This is a genomic window from Bradyrhizobium sp. Ken01, from assembly GCF_055807355.1.
The window spans coordinates 132,461-155,498 of record NZ_JBVVPC010000006.1 but is presented as its reverse complement, the minus strand read 5'-3'; the positions used below and the strand labels follow the sequence as shown (position 1 = coordinate 155,498).

25 protein-coding genes and 3 pseudogenes are annotated in these 23,038 nt (G+C 60.3%); 14 read left to right on the top strand and 14 right to left on the bottom strand.

The annotated features are described in order from the left end of the window. Positions 1 to 409: 409 nt before the first annotated feature. Positions 410 to 874 carry a hypothetical protein gene (locus AC0L3S_RS09130; protein ID WP_473278822.1) on the top strand — a complete coding sequence of 155 codons (465 nt, stop codon included), beginning with the start codon at positions 410 to 412 and terminating at the stop codon, positions 872 to 874. A gap of 42 nt (positions 875 to 916) precedes the next feature. Here AC0L3S_RS09130 and AC0L3S_RS09125 read toward each other — a convergent pair whose 3' ends face one another. Further along, positions 917 to 1,165 carry a hypothetical protein gene (locus AC0L3S_RS09125; protein ID WP_473278821.1) on the bottom strand — a complete coding sequence of 83 codons (249 nt, stop codon included), beginning with the start codon at positions 1,163 to 1,165 and terminating at the stop codon, positions 917 to 919. Between the two features lie 377 nt (positions 1,166 to 1,542). On the opposite strand from AC0L3S_RS09125, the gene ku reads away from it, so the two are divergent. The 5 genes and pseudogenes from ku to AC0L3S_RS09100 all read left to right on the top strand — a co-directional run bounded on the left by ku (position 1,543) and on the right by AC0L3S_RS09100 (position 5,640). Further along, positions 1,543 to 2,472, top strand: coding sequence for a non-homologous end joining protein Ku (gene ku / locus AC0L3S_RS09120; protein ID WP_473278820.1), 930 nt, complete (start codon positions 1,543 to 1,545; stop codon positions 2,470 to 2,472). Positions 2,473 to 2,538: 66 nt separating this feature from the next. Next, positions 2,539 to 2,815, top strand: a pseudogene (locus tag AC0L3S_RS09115) (hypothetical protein). 1 nt (position 2,816) lies between these two features. Next, entirely contained in the window at positions 2,817 to 3,479 is a 663-nt protein-coding gene (locus AC0L3S_RS09110; protein ID WP_473278819.1) for an HAD family hydrolase, read from the top strand. Between the two features lie 125 nt (positions 3,480 to 3,604). Further along, a complete protein-coding gene (locus AC0L3S_RS09105; RefSeq protein WP_473278818.1) occupies positions 3,605 to 4,303 on the top strand; it encodes a GrlR family regulatory protein in 699 nt (232 codons plus the stop codon). Positions 4,304 to 4,740: 437 nt separating this feature from the next. Beyond that, positions 4,741 to 5,640 (top strand): hypothetical protein, encoded by a 900-nt coding sequence (locus tag AC0L3S_RS09100; RefSeq protein WP_473278817.1) that lies wholly within the window; start codon positions 4,741 to 4,743, stop codon positions 5,638 to 5,640. 37 nt (positions 5,641 to 5,677) lie between these two features. On the opposite strand, the gene AC0L3S_RS09095 is transcribed toward AC0L3S_RS09100, so the two are convergent. Beyond that, complete coding sequence (locus AC0L3S_RS09095) at positions 5,678 to 5,941, bottom strand: hypothetical protein (protein WP_473278816.1); 264 nt, start codon at positions 5,939 to 5,941, stop codon at positions 5,678 to 5,680. Positions 5,942 to 6,188: 247 nt separating this feature from the next. Between AC0L3S_RS09095 and AC0L3S_RS09090 the strand changes: the two genes are divergently transcribed. The 4 genes and pseudogenes from AC0L3S_RS09090 to AC0L3S_RS09075 all read left to right on the top strand — a co-directional run bounded on the left by AC0L3S_RS09090 (position 6,189) and on the right by AC0L3S_RS09075 (position 9,487). Beyond that, on the top strand, positions 6,189 to 7,001 hold the full coding sequence (locus AC0L3S_RS09090) for a recombinase family protein (protein WP_473278815.1): 813 nt from the start codon (positions 6,189 to 6,191) through the stop codon (positions 6,999 to 7,001). A gap of 105 nt (positions 7,002 to 7,106) precedes the next feature. Continuing rightward, positions 7,107 to 7,880, top strand: a complete 774-nt coding sequence (locus tag AC0L3S_RS09085) for a hypothetical protein (protein WP_473278814.1) — start codon at positions 7,107 to 7,109, stop codon at positions 7,878 to 7,880. Positions 7,881 to 8,246: 366 nt separating this feature from the next. Further along, positions 8,247 to 9,278, top strand: a pseudogene (locus AC0L3S_RS09080) (Gfo/Idh/MocA family protein); the annotation flags it as partial. Positions 9,279 to 9,361: 83 nt separating this feature from the next. Then, entirely contained in the window at positions 9,362 to 9,487 is a 126-nt protein-coding gene (locus AC0L3S_RS09075) for a hypothetical protein (protein ID WP_473278813.1), read from the top strand. A 43-nt stretch (positions 9,488 to 9,530) separates the two neighbouring features. Here AC0L3S_RS09075 and AC0L3S_RS09070 read toward each other — a convergent pair whose 3' ends face one another. The 3 genes and pseudogenes from AC0L3S_RS09070 to AC0L3S_RS09060 all read right to left on the bottom strand — a co-directional run bounded on the left by AC0L3S_RS09070 (position 9,531) and on the right by AC0L3S_RS09060 (position 12,821). Continuing rightward, on the bottom strand, positions 9,531 to 11,684 hold the full coding sequence (locus AC0L3S_RS09070) for an exonuclease domain-containing protein (protein WP_473278812.1): 2,154 nt from the start codon (positions 11,682 to 11,684) through the stop codon (positions 9,531 to 9,533). Positions 11,685 to 11,819: 135 nt separating this feature from the next. Beyond that, positions 11,820 to 12,170: pseudogene (locus AC0L3S_RS09065) on the bottom strand (SOS response-associated peptidase family protein); the annotation flags it as partial. Positions 12,171 to 12,512: 342 nt separating this feature from the next. Then, positions 12,513 to 12,821, bottom strand: a complete 309-nt coding sequence (locus AC0L3S_RS09060) for a transposase (protein WP_473278811.1) — start codon at positions 12,819 to 12,821, stop codon at positions 12,513 to 12,515. Between AC0L3S_RS09060 and AC0L3S_RS09055 the strand changes: the two genes are divergently transcribed. Further along, positions 12,723 to 13,106 carry a hypothetical protein gene (locus tag AC0L3S_RS09055; RefSeq protein ID WP_473278886.1) on the top strand — a complete coding sequence of 128 codons (384 nt, stop codon included), beginning with the start codon at positions 12,723 to 12,725 and terminating at the stop codon, positions 13,104 to 13,106. The two genes, AC0L3S_RS09060 and AC0L3S_RS09055, sit on opposite strands and share 99 nt — an antisense overlap. Positions 13,107 to 13,722: 616 nt before the next feature. Here AC0L3S_RS09055 and AC0L3S_RS09050 read toward each other — a convergent pair. The 7 genes from AC0L3S_RS09050 to AC0L3S_RS09020 form a co-directional block, all read right to left on the bottom strand. Continuing rightward, positions 13,723 to 14,628, bottom strand: coding sequence for a hypothetical protein (locus tag AC0L3S_RS09050; protein ID WP_473278810.1), 906 nt, complete (start codon positions 14,626 to 14,628; stop codon positions 13,723 to 13,725). Continuing rightward, entirely contained in the window at positions 14,615 to 15,157 is a 543-nt protein-coding gene (locus AC0L3S_RS09045) for a hypothetical protein (RefSeq protein WP_473278809.1), read from the bottom strand. Before AC0L3S_RS09045 ends, AC0L3S_RS09050 begins: the two co-directional genes overlap by 14 nt. A 19-nt stretch (positions 15,158 to 15,176) precedes the next feature. Further along, positions 15,177 to 15,518: a hypothetical protein gene (locus tag AC0L3S_RS09040; protein ID WP_473278808.1), complete on the bottom strand. Its 342-nt coding sequence runs from the start codon at positions 15,516 to 15,518 to the stop codon at positions 15,177 to 15,179. Positions 15,519 to 15,812: 294 nt separating this feature from the next. Then, entirely contained in the window at positions 15,813 to 16,382 is a 570-nt protein-coding gene (locus tag AC0L3S_RS09035; protein WP_473278807.1) for a hypothetical protein, read from the bottom strand. Further along, complete coding sequence (locus tag AC0L3S_RS09030; RefSeq protein WP_473278806.1) at positions 16,379 to 17,641, bottom strand: tyrosine-type recombinase/integrase; 1,263 nt, start codon at positions 17,639 to 17,641, stop codon at positions 16,379 to 16,381. Before AC0L3S_RS09030 ends, AC0L3S_RS09035 begins: the two co-directional genes overlap by 4 nt. A 422-nt stretch (positions 17,642 to 18,063) precedes the next feature. After that, positions 18,064 to 18,588, bottom strand: a complete 525-nt coding sequence (locus tag AC0L3S_RS09025; protein ID WP_473264450.1) for a PaaI family thioesterase — start codon at positions 18,586 to 18,588, stop codon at positions 18,064 to 18,066. Positions 18,589 to 18,593: 5 nt separating this feature from the next. Then, entirely contained in the window at positions 18,594 to 19,565 is a 972-nt protein-coding gene (locus AC0L3S_RS09020) for a quinone oxidoreductase family protein (protein WP_473278805.1), read from the bottom strand. A 151-nt stretch (positions 19,566 to 19,716) separates the two neighbouring features. Between AC0L3S_RS09020 and AC0L3S_RS09015 the strand changes: the two genes are divergently transcribed. Next, on the top strand, positions 19,717 to 20,262 hold the full coding sequence (locus AC0L3S_RS09015; RefSeq protein WP_473278803.1) for a TetR/AcrR family transcriptional regulator: 546 nt from the start codon (positions 19,717 to 19,719) through the stop codon (positions 20,260 to 20,262). A gap of 260 nt (positions 20,263 to 20,522) precedes the next feature. Here AC0L3S_RS09015 and AC0L3S_RS09010 read toward each other — a convergent pair whose 3' ends face one another. Further along, positions 20,523 to 20,882, bottom strand: coding sequence for a hypothetical protein (locus AC0L3S_RS09010; protein ID WP_473264447.1), 360 nt, complete (start codon positions 20,880 to 20,882; stop codon positions 20,523 to 20,525). A gap of 100 nt (positions 20,883 to 20,982) precedes the next feature. Here AC0L3S_RS09010 and AC0L3S_RS09005 point away from each other — a divergent pair, with 100 nt between their 5' ends. Both AC0L3S_RS09005 and AC0L3S_RS09000 read left to right on the top strand, forming a co-directional pair. Continuing rightward, positions 20,983 to 21,468 carry a hypothetical protein gene (locus AC0L3S_RS09005; protein ID WP_106941182.1) on the top strand — a complete coding sequence of 162 codons (486 nt, stop codon included), beginning with the start codon at positions 20,983 to 20,985 and terminating at the stop codon, positions 21,466 to 21,468. After that, on the top strand, positions 21,468 to 21,821 hold the full coding sequence (locus tag AC0L3S_RS09000) for a hypothetical protein (protein ID WP_473278802.1): 354 nt from the start codon (positions 21,468 to 21,470) through the stop codon (positions 21,819 to 21,821). The genes AC0L3S_RS09005 and AC0L3S_RS09000 overlap by 1 nt, the downstream gene beginning before the upstream one ends. A 32-nt stretch (positions 21,822 to 21,853) precedes the next feature. On the opposite strand, the gene AC0L3S_RS08995 is transcribed toward AC0L3S_RS09000, so the two are convergent. Continuing rightward, positions 21,854 to 22,876 carry an LLM class flavin-dependent oxidoreductase gene (locus AC0L3S_RS08995; RefSeq protein ID WP_473278800.1) on the bottom strand — a complete coding sequence of 341 codons (1,023 nt, stop codon included), beginning with the start codon at positions 22,874 to 22,876 and terminating at the stop codon, positions 21,854 to 21,856. Between the last annotated feature and the right edge of the window lie 162 nt (positions 22,877 to 23,038).

The window sequence follows — 23,038 nt, the reverse complement described above, 5'->3', positions numbered from 1 at the left end:
GGGCGCGGGTAGGAGCGGCGCGATGATAGAATCGGAGACCCTGCTGGAGAAATGTCCCCAATGCGGCGCATGGCCTATGGCGGCGAACATCCAAAAGTCCGCTTCCGCGCAACGCCAAATCCAGTTCAGGTGTCCGAGGTGCCAGGCGGAGGAGGTCGGCCGGCTCCGTCGACCAACGTCCCCGCTGCGCGCTGCCTGACACAACGCGGCCAAAGCATCGGAGGCGCTATCACCGTAGCCTTCCGCGGTGGCGGGTCCTCGCCCGGCGGGGAGACCAGGCTGACCAGTGATTCCAATAGTCCCCACGAGCAAGGCGAGTAGCTCGCGCGCTTTCAATCCACAGCATCAGGCGTCTGGAACGTAATTGACGTTCCGGCTTTTTGCTCTGTGACAGTGGGAGGGAAGTGCGATGAAATCGACGAGCGCTCTCGCATTGGCACTTGTCGTCTCGACAGCGACGGCCTCGGCGCAGCCGGTGCGATGGACCAGGTACACCATTCCCCAGACCGGTACCTCGATGGATTTCCCATCTTCGATCTTCACGGAAGAAGCTGGCCGACCTGACGGCTACGGGCAACGGTTCCGAACCGCCGACGGACGTGCCGACATCACGATCCAGGCCGCGCCTAACGTCGAGAACGATTCACCCGCGGCCTTTCTCGCCAAAAAGCATCCGCCTTCACGCATTCAGTACAAGCGAGTGACACCACGGTTCTTTGCAGTGTCCAGCTACCGGGGCGACAAGGTTTGGTACAACCGCTGCAACTTCTCGGGGCGGCTGATCCATTGCGTGTTGATCGACTATCCCGCAGAGGAAGAGCACGCCTGGGACAACATCGTCACTCGAATGAGTCTGTCGCTCAGCGGAAGGTAGTTGCCTTGCAGGGCTCCGCACAGAACATCTCCGCGCGTCCCTTCACAAGGTGCTCAGGTCTTCCGGCACGTCGCCGAACTTGCAGATCACGCTTGCGTCTCCGAATTCGCCTGTCGCCGGATCCCCGCTGCGGCTGAAGGCCACCGCACCAACGACGCCGGGCTTTCGCGAAAGTGCCTCGGCTTTCATCACGGCAGCGTTGGGATTGAAGCACTCCACGGCCTCGCCGGCAGCGACGCCGTCATCCGAACGGAGGAACGGCAGAGCCACATAGTAGGTCACCGCGGGCATGTTAGTCGCGCGGGACGTCGAACCGGCCGCGCGAGTAGCCCGCAGAAATCGAAGCCCGCAGCTCTTCGACCTGCGCCTCGAGGAAGCATTCGCGACGATGAGCGCCTTGAGAGCTTCCCGGGCATCGCCCCCACAGGCCGCAATCGCCTGGTCGGCAGCGTCCTCCAAGTCGAAGCTGGCCGGTCCAGATGCCATGGGTTGGGCCATCAGTGCATGTTCTTATTTTGTTCGTAAGAGTCAAGACTGCCCGCCACGTCCGCCAGGCGATTGACCGGGAAGTGGCCTGAATTTGCGGTGGACGCCTGCGGGCAGTGTCGGAACTGTGTCGCGCCGTTCGTCTTGAGTCCAAGTCCCCGTACCTGGAGCGTTGCGTAATCATGGCCCCCCGCGCGAACTGGAAAGGCTTTCTTCGGTTGTCTCTCGTCACCTGTCCGGTCGCGCTCTACCCGGCGACGTCGGAGAGTGAGAAGATCTCCTTCAACCAGCTCAACCGGCAGACCGGCCATCGTATCAAGTACCTGAAAGTCGACGCCGACACCGGCGACGAGGTGTCCAACGAGGACATCGTCAAGGGCTACCAGCTCGAGAAGGACCAGTTCATCGAGGTGACCAAGGAGGAGCTTGAGGAGATCGCGCTGGAATCCACGCGGACCATCGAGATAGACGAGTTCGTGGACAAGGCCGATATCGATCCGCGCTACCTAATCCGCCCCTACTACATCCGTCCGGACGGCAAGGTCGGGCACGACGCCTTCGCCGTGATTCGCGAGACCATTCGCGAAATGGACAAGGTCGCCATCGGCCGGGTCGTGCTGACCAACCGCGAGCACATCGTCGCGCTGGAGCCGATGGGCAAGGGTCTTGTCGGCACGCTGCTCCGCTATCCGTACGAAGTGCGCAGCGAGCAGGAATATTTCGACGAGATCCAGGACGTGAAGGTCACGAAGGACATGCTCGATCTCGCCAGGCACATCGTGAACCAGAAGGCTGGATCATTCGAGCCGGAGAAGTTCGAGGACCATTATGAAAGCGCGCTGATCGAGCTCATCAACCAGAAGCGCGCCGGCAAGCCGATCGTGCCGAAGGACAAGCCGGCGGCGACCAACGTCGTCAACCTGATGGAGGCGCTACGCAAGAGCGTCGGTGGCGCAGCAGCCAAGACCGAGGCTCCGAAAAAGCCTGCCAAGAAGACGAAGAAAGCTGCGGCGGCTCAGAAGGAGATGCTGATGCCGATCACCGGTAAGAAGCCGGCTAAGGAAGCGGGTGCGAAGAAGCCGGCATCTGGGGCGCGGCGCAAGTCGGCCTGATGTAACGTGAAGTATCCGGTGACGCCCGACGGTCGCTACTTCGTCGTCCGTGGCAGGTTGTGGCGCATGGCCAACCCCTGGCCTCGGTGAAGCGGAGCGGACCGGTCTCGTCGGCCATCTGATGAAGGCCCGTCGCGCGGTCCGCGACGCCAAGGGGAGCGCAGACCTCAAGGCGGAGGCAGCAGCGCGTAAGGCAGTGGACAAGGCAAAACGCGAGCTCGGAGAGAGAGGCCCCGTCTGGTGGGAAGACGGCTCGCCTGATCTCAACCGGCACATGGCCAAAAACACAACCTACGCCGAATGGTACTCGAAGATCGATCGCTCACGCTCGGGAGGATCCTGAATTGACCAAAGCTGCAATTTTCGACGTGGACGGGACGCTCTTGGATTCGGTCGATCTCCACGCCCTCTCCTGGCACGAAGCGATGGTGAAATTCGGCCACGATGTCAGCTTCGAGCAGGCGAGAGGCCAGATTGGCAAGGGCGGCGACAAGCTGATTCCGCACTTCCTGGCCGAAGAAGCCCAGCGGGACCACGGCAACGAGATGGAGGAATGGCGCAGCAACCGCTTCAAGTCCCAGTATCTGCCGCTGGTTCGCCCATTCTCGGCGGTCCCCGATCTGTTGCGGCGCGTGAGGGATGCCGGCGTCCGGATTGCCGTCGCCTCCTCCGCCAAGAACGATGAACTTTCCAAATATCTCGAGATCGCGGGCATCGGCGACCTGGTCGACGTGACGACCTCGTCGGACGACGTCGAGGAATCGAAGCCAGCTCCCGACATCTTCGAAGCGGTACTGAAGAAGCTTGGGGTCGAGGGCCACGATGCGGTGGCGATCGGTGACACCCCCTACGATGCCGAAGCGGCGAGGAAAGCGAAGATCGCGATCGTCGGCGTGATGTGCGGCGGCTTCACCGAGAGTTCGCTAAGGCAAGCTGGATGCGTCCAGGTATATCCCGGCCCGGCCGCCCTGCTCGCCTGCTTCGGGGATTCGCTCCTCGCAAGATGAGTCCCAGGGGGAAGGTCATGATCAAGGCGAGCCTTGAGGCGGCGGTTTGCTCTTGATGTACGGAGACGCCTTTTCGCGAACCATCTGACCGGCTACAATACGCTACACTTAGCGGGGACAGGGTGTTGTTCGACGGATTGTACAAATGCGAGTATCGCGGTGGTTCCGTACTGAACCGTAGCGTCATGCATGTCCGCGGTGGCCGCATGCTGGGCGGAAACTCGGCTTTCGCCCACGTCGGAAGCTACGAAGAGATCGACGGCGCGATCGTCGGTCGCGTAGCCGGACAGCGCCATGCCCTCAATCCCGAGGTGCGGCAGCTCTATGGTGCGGACGATGACGAGCTGATCCTGCGCGGCCGTGCGGTTTGCGATTCCTATCACTTCGACGCCTCTCCGGTCCGGCTCCCTGATCAAGTGATGCATGCCGTGATGACCAGCTTGGATCAGGAGTCATTGCCGCCGCTAGGCAAGGTCGGCAACGGCGGCATCCCGAATGGCCTTTACGGGCTGCGCATCCGCGCGCTCGATGGGATTGACGGCGGACTGACCGGTGTGATGCTGCTGGAGAACGGCCGCATGCTGGGCGGGGACGCCTTCTTCTACTATCTTGGCTCTTACTCGTCTGCGGATAACCGCTGGCGCGGTGAAATCGTCAACCAGGAACACACGGCGGCTCGCGACGCGATCTTCGGCGGTTACCAGGTGGGCATTGGCTTTTCGGGCAGCTGCGAGGCCAACGGCGCGGTTTGGGAGGCGACGGCGCTGGCCGGAAAACGAAGTTTCCAGCTGGCGGCCGAGATGAAGCTCCTGCACAGGATCTGATCAAGAGTTCAGTTCGTGGTCGGGTGAGGCCGCTGCAGCCTGAGATCAACAAAGCGGCGAACCAGTAGAGCTTGAGCACGGATGGGGGCGCTCTGGACGAGCAGGGTGGCTCCGAGCACCTGTGCATAGGAACGGCCCCGGCACCGCGCGGTTGGTGCTGGTTCAATTGAAAATGCGCCGATGCATTTGGTCCGACGAGCAGATAGCCGGAGAAAGAGCTCCGCAGGATCGGTCCTGACCTTGGTTATGGCCTGTTGGGCGGGATCGCTGATCCTCCACGCGCCCAGTTGTGAAGAGTTCGAGCAGATGTCGCCTGGCGGCGCTCCATGATTATAAAGACGGTCGAGATCATCGCAGGAATTGTCCTGGTCGTCCTCGCTCTTCGCGATGTATTCGATACGGTGGTGGTGCCCGGTGAGAGCCGAGGCGCGCTGCGCGTGGCGCGGCGGCTGCTCGCCATCATGCTTCCGATTTGGAAGTGGGCCCGCCGCGGCAAAAGCGGGGTCTCCACCAGCTTTGCGCCGGCGATCCTCATGGGCTCCTTCCTGATCTGGATGGTCCTTCTGTGGCTGGGCTTCGGCCTGATCGCGCATGCGCTGGGCGATTGGTTCGCGCCGCCAGCCGATTTCCAGGAGGCACTGTTCATCGTCGGAAGCGCGTTGTGCACGGTGGGACTGAGCGGCATCGAGGCCCACGGTCCGGCCCGCTGGGCCCTCGTCTTAGCCGGCCTTTCGGGCCTTTCGGTCCTGACCATGGCCGTCACATACCTGCTCCAGGTGCAAGAAGGCATTTCCCGCCGCGATGCCGGAATACTCAAACTTACGACGGCTGCGGGTCAGCCGCCCTCGGCTCTCGGACTGCTGGAGCGTTATGCTGACCTCGACTCTCCGGAGGAGATCAGGCGCGTGCTTTACAAAGGACGGGACTGGTGCGCCACCGTTCTGCAGAGCCATGCTTCCCATCCATCCCTGATCTACTTTCGATCGGTTGGCGTCGGCTCGGGTTGGCCTGCAACGCTCGGAGCCATAATGGACCTCGCACTGATGTTCGAACTGCTGATCGAGGACCGCGAGAGCCGAGCGCTGGCGATCCTGCTTCGAAGCGAAGGATTGCGCCTCATCGACGATCTGAATGGACTGATCGGCCTTGAGGCAAAATCTGACGACACCAGTGCTGCGGCACTGCCGCGGGTTTGTGCCCGCTTGACGGCGGCTGGTTACAAGGTGCGTTCGTCGGTGGATGCGGCGGAATTCGCGGAGCAGCGGCGAAAGCACGCTGGCCGGGTGCGCGCCGCTGCCGAGCATCTTGGCACTATGGTGGCGCCCCGGGTCCCTTGATCGACACCGGCATCGGACCGTGGGTTGTTGGTGCGGTTCAGTCGGGCGGGCATTCAGGGCAGGTATCGCCGATCGAATCCAGCACTTCACAGACCTCGGCGACAGCCTGGTCCGGAGACAAGCCGTCCGGAGGCTCCTGCCTCGCGATGTCCAGCGCGCGCTCCCGGGCGTGAGGGTCGGCCCGCTCCTTTGCCCAGCCGTGCTCCTCGCATTCATGGACGGCGCCCGCCTCCTGCAGCACGCCGAGCGCCCATCCGCGCAACGTTCTGATCGCCGGCCGTCTTTCCTTCGTCATCAGCATCGAGCTTGCTCCTGCCGGACGAATCCCTTCGCCCGTCTTTTCGTTCCGGGCGGTTAGCACGCAGCAGGGATTCGCAATCGGCAGGGCTGAGGTTTGTCCCCGTGTTCCGCGGCGCTGTGCACAACGCCACCTTCCGGTGCCGGCATGAGGCGCGTCCCAGTGCCCTGAAGGCTGTTCGGCATTGCTATCCCGATCGCGGAAGGTGTAATTGCACTCGTGGGTACCTCCGAAGTGACAGGAGGGGTGCATGGGTAACTGGCTCGTTGTTCCCAAAGGCACAGGCTTGGCGAGGCGGACCCGAGCGCGCCGTGCTGCGCAGTACGATCGAATGTCGAGAGAGCTCCAGCGCTACTCGATCGCGAACCAGATGGCGACCATCGCCGCCTATGCCGAGACGAACGCGCTCACGATTGTGCGCACCTATCGTGACGAGGGCCGCAGCGGGCTCCGGATCAAGGGGCGTCCTGGTCTCATTGAACTGATCGAAGATGTTCAGTCGGGCCGCGCCGACTTCGACCACATCCTCGTTTACGACGTCGGTCGCTGGGGCCGGTTCCAGGATGTTGACGAGAGTGCGTACTACGAATTCCTGTGCAAGCGTAGCGGCGTACAGGTCGAGTATTGCGCGGAGATCTTCAAGAACGACGGCACCTTTGTTTCCGGGATCGCGAAAAACCTGAAGCGCGGCATGGCCGCCGAGTGGAGCCGGGAGCTCTCCGTCAAGGTGCACGCCGGACAATGCCGGGTCGCGAGCCTTGGATACCGCGTTGGCGCTCCCGTCGGCTACGGCCTCCGACGCTTGATGGTCGACGAAAGCGAGCATCCGAAGGCCCTTCTCGCAAAAGGGCAATTGAAGGCTCTGCAATCGGATCGCGTTCGGCTGCAGCACGGCTCAGCCGAAGAGGCCGCTGTGATCGGGGAAATTTTCGATCAGTTCGTCAACTGCCGGCGATCCTACAGCGACATCAGTCGCCAACTGAACGATGCGGGCATCGCCAATCACAACGGTCGGCCCTGGACCGACGGCATGATACCCACCATTCTCGGGAACGAGAACTAAATCGGCAAGACCGTCTACAATCGCACTTCAAGACGCTTGGGCCAGAAGCTGGTCAAGAATCCGGATAACGCTTGGGTTCGAGGTCCTGCGGCGATCGAGCCTATCGTGGACCAAGGCATCTTCGCTCGCGCCCAGAAGCTGCTGGCCGATCGACGCGTGGAGATTCCGGAAGAAGAGATGCTGTTGCGCCTTCGTCTCACGCTCCGCCGGCGCGGTAAACTCAACTCGCACATCATCAATACGACGCTGGGTCTCAATCACGTCTCCTCGTACGTGAAGCACTTTGGTTCGCTGCGGAAAGCCTATGCGCTGATCGGATATGTGTCGCCTCGCGACTGCGACTGGATCGATACCCGGGATTTTTGGGCCGCCGAACAATCGAGGCATGCCACCGAACTCGCGGAGGCGCTGCGAACGGAACTTGGTCTCCAGGCTAATCTTGTTCCGGACGGCATAGGGCTTGATGTCGGAGGCGCGCGGGTGGTTTCGTTTCTCGTCGCGCGACGACTGGCGTATCGTGGAAAAGACCACGCGGCGCAACGGAAAGCCTACCGTAGGCAGATCTCATCGGGCCTACTTGCCGTGATGCGGTTGGATGCGGCAAATCGCGAGATCGAGGATTACGTTCTACTGCCTGCCTCGTTGAGGTCGGGACGCTACGTCTGGCTCGCATCAGGCTCCCTTCGTCGCCATCGCGGGGCGCTTTACCGGGAAAGGGGGGCACTGTTCGCGGCCATCAAAGCAACGCTGGCAAAAACCACCCGTGCCGCCCCAACCAGCTCAGCACCGCCGAAAGAGCGATCGAAACCAGGCCGGCCCAAAGCCAAGGGCTTCGGCGGGCGGCGCTCACGGTGCGGAGATACAAAACCGCTCCAATGAACGTGCCGTAGTTCCTTCGGAAGTCCCCATTCAGTTTCGCAATCTTGGACAATTCCGAGGACGTCTCGACGTCATTTGCCATCGGGCTGGCTCCTTCGTCTTGGTAGGACCAGCGCCTTATGAACCACTGTTTTGCCCGACGGCGCAAGTGCTATTTCGCGTTATCAGAAATCCACATGGTCGTACTGGAACTTGGCCGTAGGCTTTAGCCCTTGCCCCGCATTGCACGGTGAAGGTGCGGCCTTTCAATCCTGGGCAGCGCTTTACGCTTTCGGTGCTTCATTGGATCACTAGCTGCGCAATGTTTATTCGCCGGCAGGTGCGAGACGTGAAGGAACCCGTGCAGACTTGGCAGGTTTGAGTGCGATGACAAAGCTCGGCATAGGCTCTCCGCATTCTTCCCTGACGCGCCGTGGTGCGCTTGGACTGTCGGCAGCGACGTTACTGGCTGTGAACGCCTCGCGTGCCGGATTGGCTCAGGCAGCTCCTGTAGACACCGGGATGACGCAAGGGGACAAGTTGAACTTCCGGTCCATCGTAAGATCAAGCGAAGCGAGCGAAGAGAATGCGGACGGACCGCTCCCGGCGAGCGAACGCGTCGGCTTCGCCATCGTCGCTTTGGGTCGTCTTTCTGTCGAGCAAATACTGCCTGCGTTCGGGCAAGCGAAGAAAAGCCGCCTGGCCGCGCTGGTTTCGGGATCGCCGGACAAGCTGACCGTGCTTGGCCGCCAGTATGGCGTCCGACGGGAAGCTCTGCTCGGTTATGAGGAACTCGAGCGGCTCCGCGAAATGGAAGACGTCAAGGTCGTGTACATCGTTCTGCCGAACTCGATGCACAAGGAATACGTTCTTCGATCGGCGGCGATCGGAAAGCACGTGCTCTGCGAGAAGCCAATGGCGACGAGTTCAGAGGATGCTCGATCGATGATCGAGGCGTGCTCATTGGCCCGCGTCAAGCTGATGATCGCGTATCGCTGCCGCTACCAGCCTCATCATTTGGAGGTCATTCGTCGTGCGCAAAGCGGAGAGCTCGGGCCGATCAAGCTGGTCGAGTCGATCAACGGTCAGAATCAGGGAGATTCCGAGCAATGGCGGCTCCGCAAGGCATTGGCCGGCGGCGGATCCCTGCCGGACGTCGGCATCTATTGTCTCAACGCCGCGCGGGCTGTCACCGGCGAAGAGCCGGTCGAAATAGAGGCTCGCATTCACTCGAGTAAGGGCGATCCGCGCTTTCGGGAAGTGGAAGAGAGCGTCGCCTGGATCATGCGGTTCCCATCGGGCGCTATGGCCAACCTTTCGACCAGCTACGGTATTCATAGGGCATCGCGCCTGGCGGTCCACTCGGACGGCGGCAGTCTCCTGTTGGACAATGCCTATCCGTACAAGGGGCAGCGGCTGACAGTGCGTCGCGCAATAGACAGTCGCGAGACCGAGACGTCGATCGAGATCCCTGCAAAAGACCAGCCCTCGAGTTGGATCACATGGCGGAATGCGTTCTCACCGACAGGTCGCCAAGGACGCCGGGTGAGGAAGGCCTGCGCGACATGAAGCTCATGGAAGCGATCTACAAGTCAGCGGATCAACGAACCCTTGTCAGGATCGACTGAATTCTCAGATGCGGCCGCATAGCTCGGCCCTTCCCTGGAATGGCTACGCTGCTTCGCGGTACCCCTCTTCGCTCCGCTTCTTGTTGATGAGATTCAACAGCTGCGCCGAGGCCCGTGCATCGCATAAGGCTCGATGATGATTGTCGAGCGAGATGCCATATATCTCGCAAAGTTTCCCAAGTCCGTAGGACTTGTGTCCCGGATAGCGCCGTCGCATGCCGGCGCACGTGCAGAGCTTGGGAAATCTGAAGCGCCGCGCGATCCTTTCGAATTCGTAGGCCATGAAACCGTAGTCGAAGCTGACATTATGGGCGACGAAAATGCCGTCCCCCATGAACTCCATGAAACGGTCCGCCACCTCCGCGAACAAAGGTGCATCCCGAACCATTTCGTTCGTGATGCCGGTCAGCTGAACGATCTTTGCGGGAATGGAACGCTGAGGATTGATGAGAGAATGCCACTCGTCGACGACACGATGATTGCGAACCTTCACCGCGCCGATCTCGGTGATGCGATCGCCATTCGACCAGGAGCCGGTCGTCTCGATATCGACCACCACGTAGTCCTGCTCGGGATCGAAACGATAGTCCACCCGGCCGATCTCGGCGATGATGCCGGCGGCGCCGAGCTGGCGGAGGCGGGTCAGCTGGTTGCGGCGGATCACGTCCCCCTCCGCCTTGACCTCCATGAAGGACGCTTTGCCGTCCTGCAGCAGCATTAGATCGGGGAAACCGTCCCGCATGCCGCGGAAGTCGTCGCACATGCTGCGGACGATGCTGGCTATGGCGGCTGGATCGAATCCTTCGAGCAGCGCGCGGAGCGCCTCCACTTGCACGTGATCCCAGCTGAAGATCCCATTCGGGCTGCCCCATTTTGCTGCGACGGTGCGGAGGATCAACGGAAGAGAAGCTCCGGACGCGATGGCGGCCAGTTTCTCGTCGATCGGCACGGCGAAGAGCCGACGGAAGCTGCGGTCCTTCAAGCAATGGGGTACCCAGTCGAACCCGCTGGGCATCCGGGTGCTCTCGAAGAGCTCGTCCCAGAAGAGAAGGCCGAACAGGGTGTGCCACAGCACATTCTCGGTGAAGAAAACCTTGGTGCCCTCGCGCCGCAGAACGCCGGCGACGCCTGCTTCTGGATTGCCGCGATGCGTATCGTCGACGGTGATCGTTCGCCCGGACCGCAGCAGTTCGGTGTAGACGCCTGTGCGCCTTCCTCCGAACTTGCGAGCGTAGAAGTCGGTGGCGAAAAGATGCTCCCCGTCGCTGGCGGGATCATCGATCATCCGTTGCAGCAGGTCTTCGGCCCCAATGCGATCCCCGGTATTGTAAAGCAGGCGGACCAGGCGCTCGTTGCAGTCCGGCGAGCACCCCACCCGGTAGAGCTGACGGGCAAGATCGCTCTCGCCCGCTTTCTCGAAGAAAAGTCCGGTCTGATGAGCCGCTCGGCTGCGCAGCTCGTTGGCATACTGTGTCCCGCAGGCAGGCCCGGACAGCACGTCGATGGCGGCCCGCCTGTGGACAGGCTCCGATCCGTCCTCAAGGCTGTCAAGAATTTGGCTGTAGTGGAACGAGGCAAGCGCCTCCTCGGCATCGGTGAAGCGTGCGCTGAACGTGGTCTCGCTATTGGTGCGGAGGATCCCCAGGTCACGCAGCGCGAAGTTCTTGAGGTTCACCTCGGTCTTGCCGAAGTAGAGATAGAGCAGGAATTTGATCGGCCGCGTGCCGTCGAGAGCGATGAATTTCCGGGCGCCGCAGTGCTGCGCGGCCGTCGAAAAGGGGATCTGTTCGAGATAATAATCGATGAACTTGGCTTTGGCCCAGGACTTGCGGACGTCTTTGCGCCCGGCCGCCTGTGCTCCGGTGAAGAGGACATCTTTGGGAAGAGACGCGACGAACCCCGCGTAGTCGGTTTCACCGATCACCCGGGCATGACCGACCATCATCAGATCCGACGTCGCCTGCTCGATATCGTCGATCTCGGGGTACTCGAACAGGGACCGATTGAATATCGCACCTCGCCGGTTGATCATGCGGATCAACAGGCATCGGGCATCTCTCGAAAGGCCCTCGAAGCGCGCTATGAACGCGTGATGATCTCGGCCAAGAACGGATTCGTAAGTTCGCTGCACGAACCCGAGCATTTCGGCGAAATGTTCGAGATAGTAGTAGACGGGCAGTTGCGGCAGTTTAGCCAAGCGGACCTTCGCGGTTGGAATCGTTTGTTCTATTTTTGTTCGAATGCCGTGGGTAAAGTCAAGCGCCTCGAAGGACTCCCGCTTCCCCACGTTGCCATGACCGCTCGCTGCGCCGTCCAGCCGCCGCTCGCTGGGCTAAGAAAGCGGAGGTGCGGTATCTTCCTTCACTCCGCGTGCGAGGATTCGAAGTGCCCCGTCAGGTTCGACCTCGTCGTCAGGATCACGGGCATCGCCTTGGAGTGGATTGCGCCGACTTCTGCGTTCGGTTCCGTCGTCGAGAACGCGTAGAGATCGTTGGTCGTCTCGCCCCCCTTCGCCTTCCGCACCGACGTCCAGTTGGCCCAGATGCCGGCGAAGCACGAGAGCGGACGGGTCTCGTCAAGGGCGAACCAGATGTCGCCGCCCTCGGCCTTGTTGAACTCGTTGTGCTTTGAACGGCACCACGCAGCGGTGCTCCGGATCCAGCCACCGTGCCCAGTGTATGCTCGTCATTTGAGCCCCTGTTTCCAGCGGGCGCTGGGCGGCATGCCACGTCGCTCCCCGGCGGCATTTGGCTAAGCTGCACCGCTCGTCCTTGATCGCGACCGGCGGCGGTGGCGTCCAAGGGTGGGTCACCGACTCCTCCGGTTTTATCTGCTCACATCCGGAGGCGAGCACCTCTATCCACGGGCATACTGGCTAACACATTACCTGAAGAAATATTTTTCTGCCCTTGTAGGGTGCCGTCCTGCGCTCCGTTCTTTCCCGCATAGAAAATGAGATGGCGGAAGGACCCACTAAAAATGGTGAGGGCGACTTCCGATTTATTTCTCTATTCTCCATGCCGGATTACGAAGGTTGATCAGAACTCCTTCTAGATAGTTCACCGGTGGAAGAAGATCTCTTCTTATTATTCTTCTTCTTCTTGATTAGTCTTATATTAGAATAAGGAGTAAGAAAAAGGGGCTGATACCGCGCCCGTCCGAATCGGGATAGGCACGTACGGTTACATCGAGACCAATGGAGCGAAGGACCATCGATCATCTTAGATGATAGCTGGTGAGTCGATGCATCACGGACCTGCCACGTTCGCCCATAGATGGTCGTGTAAGAGCCGAGACGATCCGGCATATCGCGCCAAGGCGCGCCGGCTCGCAAGACCCAGAAGATGCCGCCGAGGATAGCTCGTCGGGGATCATCGGCGGCTGGCTTGCGATGGTGGAGACGTTGGCGATTTTGCTTTCTTTAATCTGTCGATACGAAGACGAGGGCGTGGCTGGCGATGGTCCGTCATTTACCGGTTTGCAACACTTTGTTGACTGGGAGCGAGTGCAGCAGGACTGCAGCTCGTTACAGGCACCAGGGCAATCTTCCAATGTTATTGACGGCTCCGTACCGAATTCAAAGTTCTCCAGCAGCCTGGTCGCTCGCCTCGAAGATTGAGGCGCCGCGCGCTTCCCTAGACCCCGGGAGAACGCGCGGTCGAGATCGAGGGGCTAATAGAGGACGCGGCGGTCTAACGAGCTGCGAGAAGGCAGAAGAGTCCCGTGAGGTCAAAGTTGATCAGAGGCGCCCGGTAAGAGCAGCGCAAACGGCGCATCTGATCACTGCACTTTGCGCCCGAGGTCTTTCAGGAGCGAGTGGAGATAACCACTTGCATGGTCGTACCGCGCGCCGCCGCTCGCCATGTCACCAGCCAGGGGCTCCACTACACTGCCGACGGTTCCTGAACGTCGGTGCGATAGTCGACGCCTCGCCCATCGGAGCCGCAGCTGGACTAGAGCTTGTGCTCATAACTTCGATCAGCCCACGGTACCGAGGCGGTCGTTCAGTTTTCGCAAATGGACTTGGCCAGAGATAGTTGCCCCCTACAGGGCTGTTAGGTTGGTGCCCCCTCGCACGGCATCGCTAATTCCGCTTGTGGTCCACCGCGACATTTGCGGCGGCGGCACAAAGGTGGACGGCATCGACGCAAAGCGGACATGGCCGACTTTATGGGTAATGTAGGTATACCTCCCCGCCGCGGCTGTAGTTCGCTCGGCGGAGAGGCTGGCTCGCCTCAGAAGAAATTCATCCTCTTTCTGTTGTCTCCCTCTACCACGTCTGCCCAATGGCCATCGTTGGCCATCTGGGTAGCTTGCGCCGCGATGACTTCGATTTTCCAAAGTTTGTAGGCGCTCCAGATTTGAGCCGCCTGTTCAGTGACGGCGTAGCCCAAATCTAGAGGTCGACAATGTTCTACAAGATTTTCCAGGGAGGAGATTCCATACTGCTCCGCCTTTAGGGCTCCCTCTTGCTCTCGCAAAGCTTCTGACAAATTCCAACTACTCGCGGGGAGACCAGCGGGGGATTCTTGAACAAAATCTCGAAATGAGCTGTTCGGGGTCGATGTTCTCATGAACCAACCAACCAAGTCGGGTTGCCGGCCGGTACGTTTCTTTGTTCGCAGGTGCTCATCTGGCTTTGTACCAAAAACAAGTGCCAGCTTCTTCGCCACCTCAAGGTTAGGAGTTCCCTCCGAGATCAGCATTCGTGCGTAACGGATGCCGCAGCCGACCAAGTCTGCGACCTGCCTAACCAGCTGAGCATTTTTTTGTCGCTTCTCGGTCCGACGACTTTGTGCGTCTCGCTTCAGCCGCCAGCCCTCCTCGCTGTTGGCGGTGACGTGGCGGCCATCCAAGACAGCTTCATCGAATGCATCCTGCAGGAGCTCCTTCAAAAACTCGGGTGAAAGTTGTGGCTGGTTTCTGAGAGTCCACCAGTTGTCTAGACAATAGTGAATTGCGCTGATGCTTGCGCTAGGAAAGCGCGCGATGATTCTATCGATCATTGCATCGAACCGCTTTCTGCTTTTCTGGTCCGATCCAATGTTCTTCGGCGCTTTATTGGCTAACCAAGCTCCGAGAAGATCCTTTTCTTTATCAGTTTCGAGGCCGGAAGACTTTGGTGCGTTACTGCTGGTCATAGTGTGCTCCCTGCAAAAGAAAGCTTTCATGCAGACAATTCTGCAATCGCGATGGTCGCTGCGGAAGTTCGACGGTGCTTTCCGTTGAGCCGTTTTGCCATTTCAAGTACGCCGCGAAATCGAAAGACGCGTCGTCAAACAGCGCATCGATCATCGAAGGGGGCATGAAGCGTTGCCGCACGCAGACTTTGCGGAGTAGGGCCAACGCGTTGGCCATCGGTGACCGAAGCTTCGCCTTCGCCCAGAGAGCATCGAGCTGTGCGATGTCGGCCGGCGACGACCAGTCGCTCCATGTCCGCACTGCACTCAAAAGTGCTCGAAAGGCGTTTGGATCGCCTTCCGAAGCGTCGTGAAGCGCCTTGATAAAGGCCGCTTTCCCACTTCTTTGCAGGATATCCGGAAGTACGAGCATGCTGAGCATAACTTCGGCTCTGCCGGCATCGAGCAAACTGCACTTTTCACAAAAGGGATAGGCGGATCTGAACTGCGGCCAGCGTCTCGTTTTATACCGCTTGCGTTTGGTCTTCATGATAGAATTCCTTCTCGAATTAGAATGACTGTTCCTGGGTTTCTGCATCTGGGCTCGCGTGAAGGGCGCCAGCTTCTTTCGGCAAATTGCGAATCCATTCGACGACCACTTGGCGCTCGTAGCGGACCCACTTGCCCTCGCCCGACCATGGCGGCCCGTGGCCCCGCGCACGCATTCCGCACAAGTGCTGAGGCGTCACACCGAGCAGCGCAGCGCATTCGGTACTTCGAATGAAGGGTGAATTGAGCTTGTCGGCGCCAAGCTGTTCGGCAATCGCTTGCGCAATTTTGCGAGCAAGCGCTTCGACGTCATCCTGCCCAGTGAAGGCGGCGAGCGAAGAAATGGCTTTTGAAGGCGACATGCGCTGTTCTTTCGGTGTTGACCGAATGAGGTGCGCCTACGTTGTCGAAGATGTTTCTAGCGGGATAAAAGAGCGACAGCGACGAGCGCCCCCATTCGAGATGGGTTGCATTCGTCGGACGCTTCAGTATGGCCTCTGCTAACCCGATGTTCCTAGGCCTGAAGGAGCTGGGCTCCGTTAGCCTACGTCGCGGGGCAATTGCGTTCCGATATGAGGACCACCGGCCATCGAATGTGGTCAGTTTCTAGAATATGCGTCTTTCCTTACAAGTTCAACTGCATGCTTGAGAAAGGGTTAATCCTGTCTTTGGGCACGAAAACAATTAGGCACCTCAACACGCATCCCGTCTGTAGATCCGTCAACAATCGCGACCGTTCGCGCGACCCGGAAGCCAAAATAGCCGGCTGGGAGTTTGTCGCCGTTTCGAAGCGCTAGGCGCGTAGTCGCGCGTAGTGTTTTGGTGTCTCCCTTCCAATGTTGGCCCCGTGAGGCCATCCATCCGACAGCCTCTTTGCGGCCAGCAACAGACGGACTTCCTTCCACTTCAAAGACGATCCAAACTTCTCGGCCGTCACCCGTATAAAAGCAGAGTTGGCGGCTCGGAGACGGATTGGCGTCAAGGTGTTTTGCGAATTGCTGCGCAGCGCCGCTCCGCGCTTGATGCAACCGACGCCTCGAAGCCTTGCTTGTAGTCGAGGCAGCGATTTGCCGATCGAGCTCATCGATCAGCTTAAGCAGCGCAATCGATTTGCGCTCTTGGCGCAAACCCAGAATATAAAACGATTTGAGATTCAGAGGGCCATCTGCCAGGACTGGCTCCTGCTCAAGGTCGGCTTCTGCCTTCCACGCATCCAGGAAACTCATTGGGAGGCCACCATGCTTTTGATTATAAACGCCGAGATCTGCTCCTGCGCATCTCGAAGGGACGCGAATAGGGCCGGCACATTCGCATACGCGTCGGTGACATCGTCGTCGATGGCATGATTCATCAGAATCTTCAGATGAAGACGATCGATGCCGGCGGCGGCGGCCAAGGTCCGGAACGAATGCCGAAGGGCGTGCCCGGTGTGGGATAGCTTTTGGCGGCCTTCCTCCTTCACTTCCGCGACGTGGCCACCTGAAGCCGGGAATATCCATTCCTTGCTTTCCTCGGGGAAATAGGTACGCCCCCCTTCTCGGGCGCGCTCGAGGCATTCAACCATGGCGTTCGAGAGCGGCAGTTCGAACGCACGCTCGTCGCCCCCTTTTGGTAAGGGGAGCTTGAGAGAGGGGCGTATAAGGTCGAGGTTTGCCCATCGTCCGGTGATAACGTCCGTGCGTCGCAATCCCGATAGAAGGCTGAAGAGATGCAGTTCGCGGCGGATAGGATTGGCCAGCGCCTGGAGCTGGGCCCACCAGGCGGGAAGCTCTGACACGCCCATGCCTGTGCTGCGAGCCTTTTCCTTATGGAATAGCTTACCCGACCGGAACGGGTTGCGCTCAGGGAGTCCCGGGGCTTCAAGCTCATCTTTGGCGTAGTTCCAAACCGCACGAGCGAAGCGCATCGTGCCGTTAGCGGCGTACTTGCCGCTGGAGTATTTTTGGCCCGCCCTTGATTTGCGGGCGCGCTCCGTGATCGCGGCGTGCTCCTGTATTACGTCTTCGCGCTTGATGTCGGCCAGTGGCCGACCATGCCAATCCTTGAGGTGGCGGTCGAACTTGTCCTGGTAGTCGGCAATGGTCCGAACGCTCTTACCCTCCTTTGTGATTGCCGCTTTGTACGCGTCCCAGGCCGACTTGAATGTCAGAGCTGGTGCGGCTTCCGGGACGGCGGCGACGACAAGACGGGGGATGGCCTCGCCGCGGGCGCGCAGCGCCTGGATCTCGAGGGCCTTGGCCCTCGCCTCATCTGCGGTGGCATGGGGATGTTCACCCAGCCACTGGACCATTGTGGTGCCGCGCTTGCCGCCGATCCTGGGCGTCTCGTATTGGAGCCGGTAGGTCTTGGTGGTTTTGCCGACCCAGACGTGGAATCCCGGAATTCGGGCGTCCCGGACGATCTGTGGCTTGGCTTCGGAGTAGGGCAGGCCTTTCACGGCCTTTTCGGTGAGCAAGATGCGGCGGGTAGACGGAGCGGACAACATGGAACCTCCTGCACGGTATTTGCACGTAAGCAGAAGCCCAGCACCGCGCATCGCAATCTGGAGGGGTAGCCTTGTTTTGATTAAGGGACGTTAATTTCCCTCATCAAATCCAAGGCTTAGCCTTCCCCGGCGCGATCTCGCTTAACGACCCATAACCAGGATTTGCCGCCTGGCTAAAACTACGAATCTGAGGGTCGGACGTTCGAATCGTTCCGGGCGCGCCATTTACGCCAAAGCACGATATGGACAGCCTGCGGCTACCGTTCGACCCAAACGCATCTTGATCTCCGCCATTTTCCAACAGCTCGCGCGCTGTTTGAGCAGCTCTATAGCTCTGATTTGGTCTGGTTTGGCGCTGTGATGAAGTCGCAGTCATTAGCTCGCAGCAATCGATCTTTCAGGGCGGCAGCGATCATGCGACGTCACGGTTCTCTATGCGGTACCACCTCGAAGATCAGGCAGGTCGTGCTCGCCTGGGCGAAAAGCCTGCCACTCGCATCCGACAAGCTCGCTTCCGCCATCGCTGTCTGGCGGCCCAGATGGATGACGCGCCCGACCGCCTTCATTGGTCCGGACTCGCGCTTGACGCCCCGGAGGTAATTCACCTTGATTTCCAGCGTCGTGTACGCCCGTCCGAAAGGAAGCTTGGTGTGGACGGCGCAGCCCATTACCGAGTCGAGAACCGTGGCGATTATGCCGCCATGGACTGAGCCGATCGGATTGTATTGCGACTCTTGCGGCTTCAGAACCATTTCAACGCTGCCATCCCCAACTCGGTCGATACTGAAATCGACCAGACGGCAGATCGGCGGGAGCGGAACGTCGCCTCGAAGCATAGCTTCGAGGAAATCTCGCCCGCTCATCGTCTGACCTGCTGCGGCCAAGGCTTGCGGATCGTCCCAGCGAATTGTGCGCTCGCGCGGGAGCTGTGCGGATAGCGTCGGCATGTCGATCATCCAGCGAGGACGACTTTGCCAAACGGTCGATCCTCGATCAGATGGCGCAGGGCTTCGCCCGCTTCACCGAGGAGATAGACCCGCTCGACGACAGGTTTGACTGACCCGCCCACGATCAACGGAATGATGTCCCGCCATGCCGCGGCAACGTCGAGCGGAGACTGGGCGAACAAAGAGAAACCGCTCATACGCGCGCCTTTCCAGATCAGGTCTGTCACATCGATCGTGGTCTTGCGTCCGGCGGAATAGCCCAGCGTAATCAGGACACCGCCGAATGTGAGGGTGCTCAGCGCCTCACTGGTCACGGTGCCGCCGATGCCATCGATAACGATGTCGACGCCCTTGCCGTCCGTTATCCGGCGCACGCCGTTGGCAAGATCTTCCGCGGAAAGGTCGATCACGTCTTCGAAACCAAGCTCGCGTGCTCTGGCGGCTTTCGCAGCGCTGCCGGCCGTTGAAATCACCTTGCCGGCGCCCTGTGCCCGCGCGAGCTGATAGGTCGCGTTGCCCACCGACCCACCGATTGCCGGAGCCAGCACCGATTTGCCCGGTTTGAACCCTGCGAGCGTCAGCGTGATCTGCGCCGTCAGATAGGCCACCGGGAGGCTGGCCGCGACGACATTGTCGATCGCGTCGGGCACGAGCGCTGCATCTTTGGGGCTCACCAGCAGCCATTCTTGCCATGCGCCGTTTTCGCGAACGCCATAGGGACCGGCGAACATCACGCGACTTCCCACCGCAAAACCGGAGTCGCCGGCATCCTCGATCACGCCGACGCCTTCATTGCCGAGCACCAACGGCGCCTTCGCCCGGGGCAGCCCACCCGACAGAATTGTGTGATCAAGCGGCGTGACGCCGGCGGCCGTGATGCGAACCAGCAACCTGTCCTTTGCCGGTTTCGGTTTGAGCAATTCGATCTGCCGCAGCCCGCCATAGCCGGAGAACGTTTCCGCCTGGATCGCACGCATCGATATTCTCCATTAAAGTTACAGACCTGTTAGTAACTTTTATATTACGGACAGGTCTGTAACATTGTCAAACGATAAGTCGTCAAGGCGAGAGCAAGCGGATATGGAGACAGTAACCCGACCCCGGCGGGGCGCCCCGCCAAAGGGCGAAGTGAGCGCCCGCGAGCGTATTCTTGCGACGGCAAGCGAATTGTTTTACCGCGAAGGCATCCGCGCCATCGGCGTAGACACGGTCGTCGAGCGATCCGGTGTCTCGAAGACGAGTCTCTATCGCCTTTTTGAATCGAAGGACGCTTTGATTGCTGCCTTCGCCGCCGAACAGGATCGGTTGTTCTGGGTGTGGTGGGATCGTGTGGAAGACCAGCACGCGGGTGATCCACGCGCTATTCTCGAGGCTTTGCTTTCCGGTATCGCAAAGCGGATCGCGCACCCCGCCTATCGCGGTTGTCCGTTCCTCAACCTGGCGACGGAATTTCCTGACGACAACCATCCGGGCCGGGTCATCGCCCGGCGCAACAAGAAGGAAATGCGGACGAGGCTCGCGGCCGTGCTTGGCAAACTTGGCGTCGGTGATCCCAGCCGCACCGCGTCACAAATAGCGCTGATCATCAACGGCGCATACGTCACGGGCCTCATCGCACAACCGGCTGATCTGAGGGGCGACCTCAGCGATGCCGTCATGAAGTTATTGGTCTAGTGATTCCATCGCGTGAGCGCGCTACATCACACGCGATCACATCTCTTCGGGTTCTGACGTGATTTTGGATACAGCATCATAGCGTCAGGGCGAACCGATAGTGCCCATCTTCATCGGCCGCGGCGCGCCATTTCGGAATACGCGATCAGCGCCGATTTCCCCACCCGACCGGTTCGGTTTCATCCCCAGCGGCGTACGCGATTGGCGAGTACAACTCGCTGCACTGCTTCCAGGATTCCGCGTGCCGTGACCAAACTCGCTTAGCGCCGCCCAACTTCCTGCGCCGCCGGATCCGAACCAAGCCCCTTGCTCGTCAGCAAACGGTTGAACTGATCGGCGGAAAAAAGCTGCCCGTCCGGAGCCGTTATCGACACCGCAAAACCATTCACCGCGTGCTTGCGGGCCAGGATCACCGCAACGATCGCGCTGTCACGGAAATCCACGGTGCGGCAGTCGTCTTTTATAGCTTCGATGATAAAAGTCATTTGGCCCACGACCAACGTTGGCACGCGCCAATTGCGCGCCGGGCAATTCAATCCCGTATCGGTGAAAATGATATTGCCGACAAGCCAGCTATTGACCCGATGGAACCGCGACCATACCCATATTGGGGTAAACAACAGACCGATCCTGCCTCACGCCCTCCGCCACGGATACGGACAACCGGCTTGCAACGGGCTTGTGGCGTCGGACCGGAAAACCGTAGAAACGGGACTGGTGATGGTTGGTACGACTGAAGGCGAGGACATCGCGTCGGATTTGATCCGAACCGTCTCTCGGCACTCGTTGGCCTACATGCTGTGCGCGGCCAGCGAAATGTTCCGCCACTACGATTTCGATCCGCTGGACTTGATGATCATTCATGCGGTCTTGAACGCCAACGTTCTCAAGATCATGAAGAACCCCGAACTGGACCGGCAATTTGGCAGTATCCAGGCGGTCGAGCCGGACAAGATCAAGCAGGGCGTTTCCCGTGCCGCCCTGTCCCGCTTTTTCGGCCTGCCGATCGAAACCGTCCGGCGGCGCGCCGATCGCTTGAAGAAGCAAGGCATTTTCCGTGAGACCGACCAGGGACTGATCGTAACTGAGGCTAACCAGTTCAAGTTCGGCAATAATCACGAGCTGCAGCGAACCAACATGCTCCTGGTGCGGAAATTCCTCCGGGACCTGACGGAAGCGGGCGTCGAGCTTCCGGGCGGGATTTGATGGCCGGATCCGGCGCTTGTTTGCCGGCGGCATCCTTGGCGCCAAGTGAGACGATCCGGTTGAATCTTCTTCGCGCATCGCTGCCGCGAGGTGCGGCACGCAAGATCACCTGTAATCTGCTTCACACGCAAATGCCCCTAATGACGCTAGATGGAACAGGCGGCGCCTTCCGCGTGGCCTGTTCGGAGCTGGCGATGATGGCTGCACTGGCAAAGGCGATATCCCGCGCGACGAGAACCAACGTCGACGTCGAAACTCTGAAAGTCCTCGCGATCTTTTCCGGCGCGGGTTTGCTGCTCTCTCTCGTGGCCGCAATGATCTACGGACAGGCTGCCAGCGCCGCTTTGTTTTGAGAGCGCGCGCTTCGCCAAGTCGAGGGTTCGCCTCAGCGCCACCCCAGCGCCGGCGCCACGTGCGTGAGGATCGCCTCGATCGCGTGCGCGCAATAGTCGACACCGAGCTGGTTCGGGATCGTCAACAGCAACGTGTCGGCCTCGGCGATCGCTTCGTCCTGCTTGAGCTGTTCGATCAGCACATCCGGCTCCGCGGCATATGAGCGGCCGAAGATCGCGCGGGTGCGCGGGTCGATGAAGCCGACCTGGTCCTCGCTGCCGCGCTCGCCACCGAAATAGGCGCGGTCGCGATCGTCGATCAGCGCGAAGATGCTGCGGCTGACGGAGACGCGGGGCTCGCGGGGGTGGCCGGCCTCTTTCCAGGCTGCGCGATAGGTGCGGATCTGCGCGGCTTGCTGCACATGGAAGGCCTCGCCGGTCTCGTCGTTCTTCAGCGTCGAGCTCTGGAGATTCATGCCGTGCTTGGCGGCCCAGACCGCCGTCGCATTCGAGCCGGCACCCCACCAGATCCGTTCGCGCAGGCCTTCCGCATGCGGTTCGAGCCGCAACAGCCCCGGCGGATTTGGAAACATCGGCTGCGGGTTGGGCTTTGCAAAACCTTCGCCGCGCAAGATGTCGAGAAAGACCTCGGCATGACGCCGCCCCATGTCGGCGTCGCTCTCGCCCTCGGCCGGCTGGTAGCCGAAATAACGCCAGCCGTCGATCACCTGCTCGGGCGAGCCGCGGCTGATGCCGAGCTGGAGGCGCCCGCCGGCGATGAGATCGGCAGAGCCTGCGTCCTCCGCCATGTACAGCGGATTCTCGTAGCGCATGTCGATCACGGCCGTGCCGATCTCGATCTTGCTGGTCCTGGCGCCGACCGCGGCGAGCAGCGGAAAGGGCGAGGCGAGCTGGCGCGCGAAATGGTGCACCCGGAAATAGGCGCCGTCAGCGCCGAGCTCTTCCGCCGCAACCGCAAGCTCGATGGATTGCAGCAGCGTGTCCGCGGCCGAGCGGGTCTGCGATTGCGGCGAGGGCGTCCAGTGCCCGAAGGAGAGGAAACCGATTTCTTTCATGGGGGCAACATATGGATGACGGGCAGAGTTTGCGACACCTCGGCCGGAGGAAAGATGGCAAAGATGGAAGGCGTGTGCTCGTAGGTGGTGCCGCCCCGGGGGAAGCACACCTAAACGGACAAAGCTGCAAGCGCGCCTTTTTGACCCGGAGCTGAAATTCAG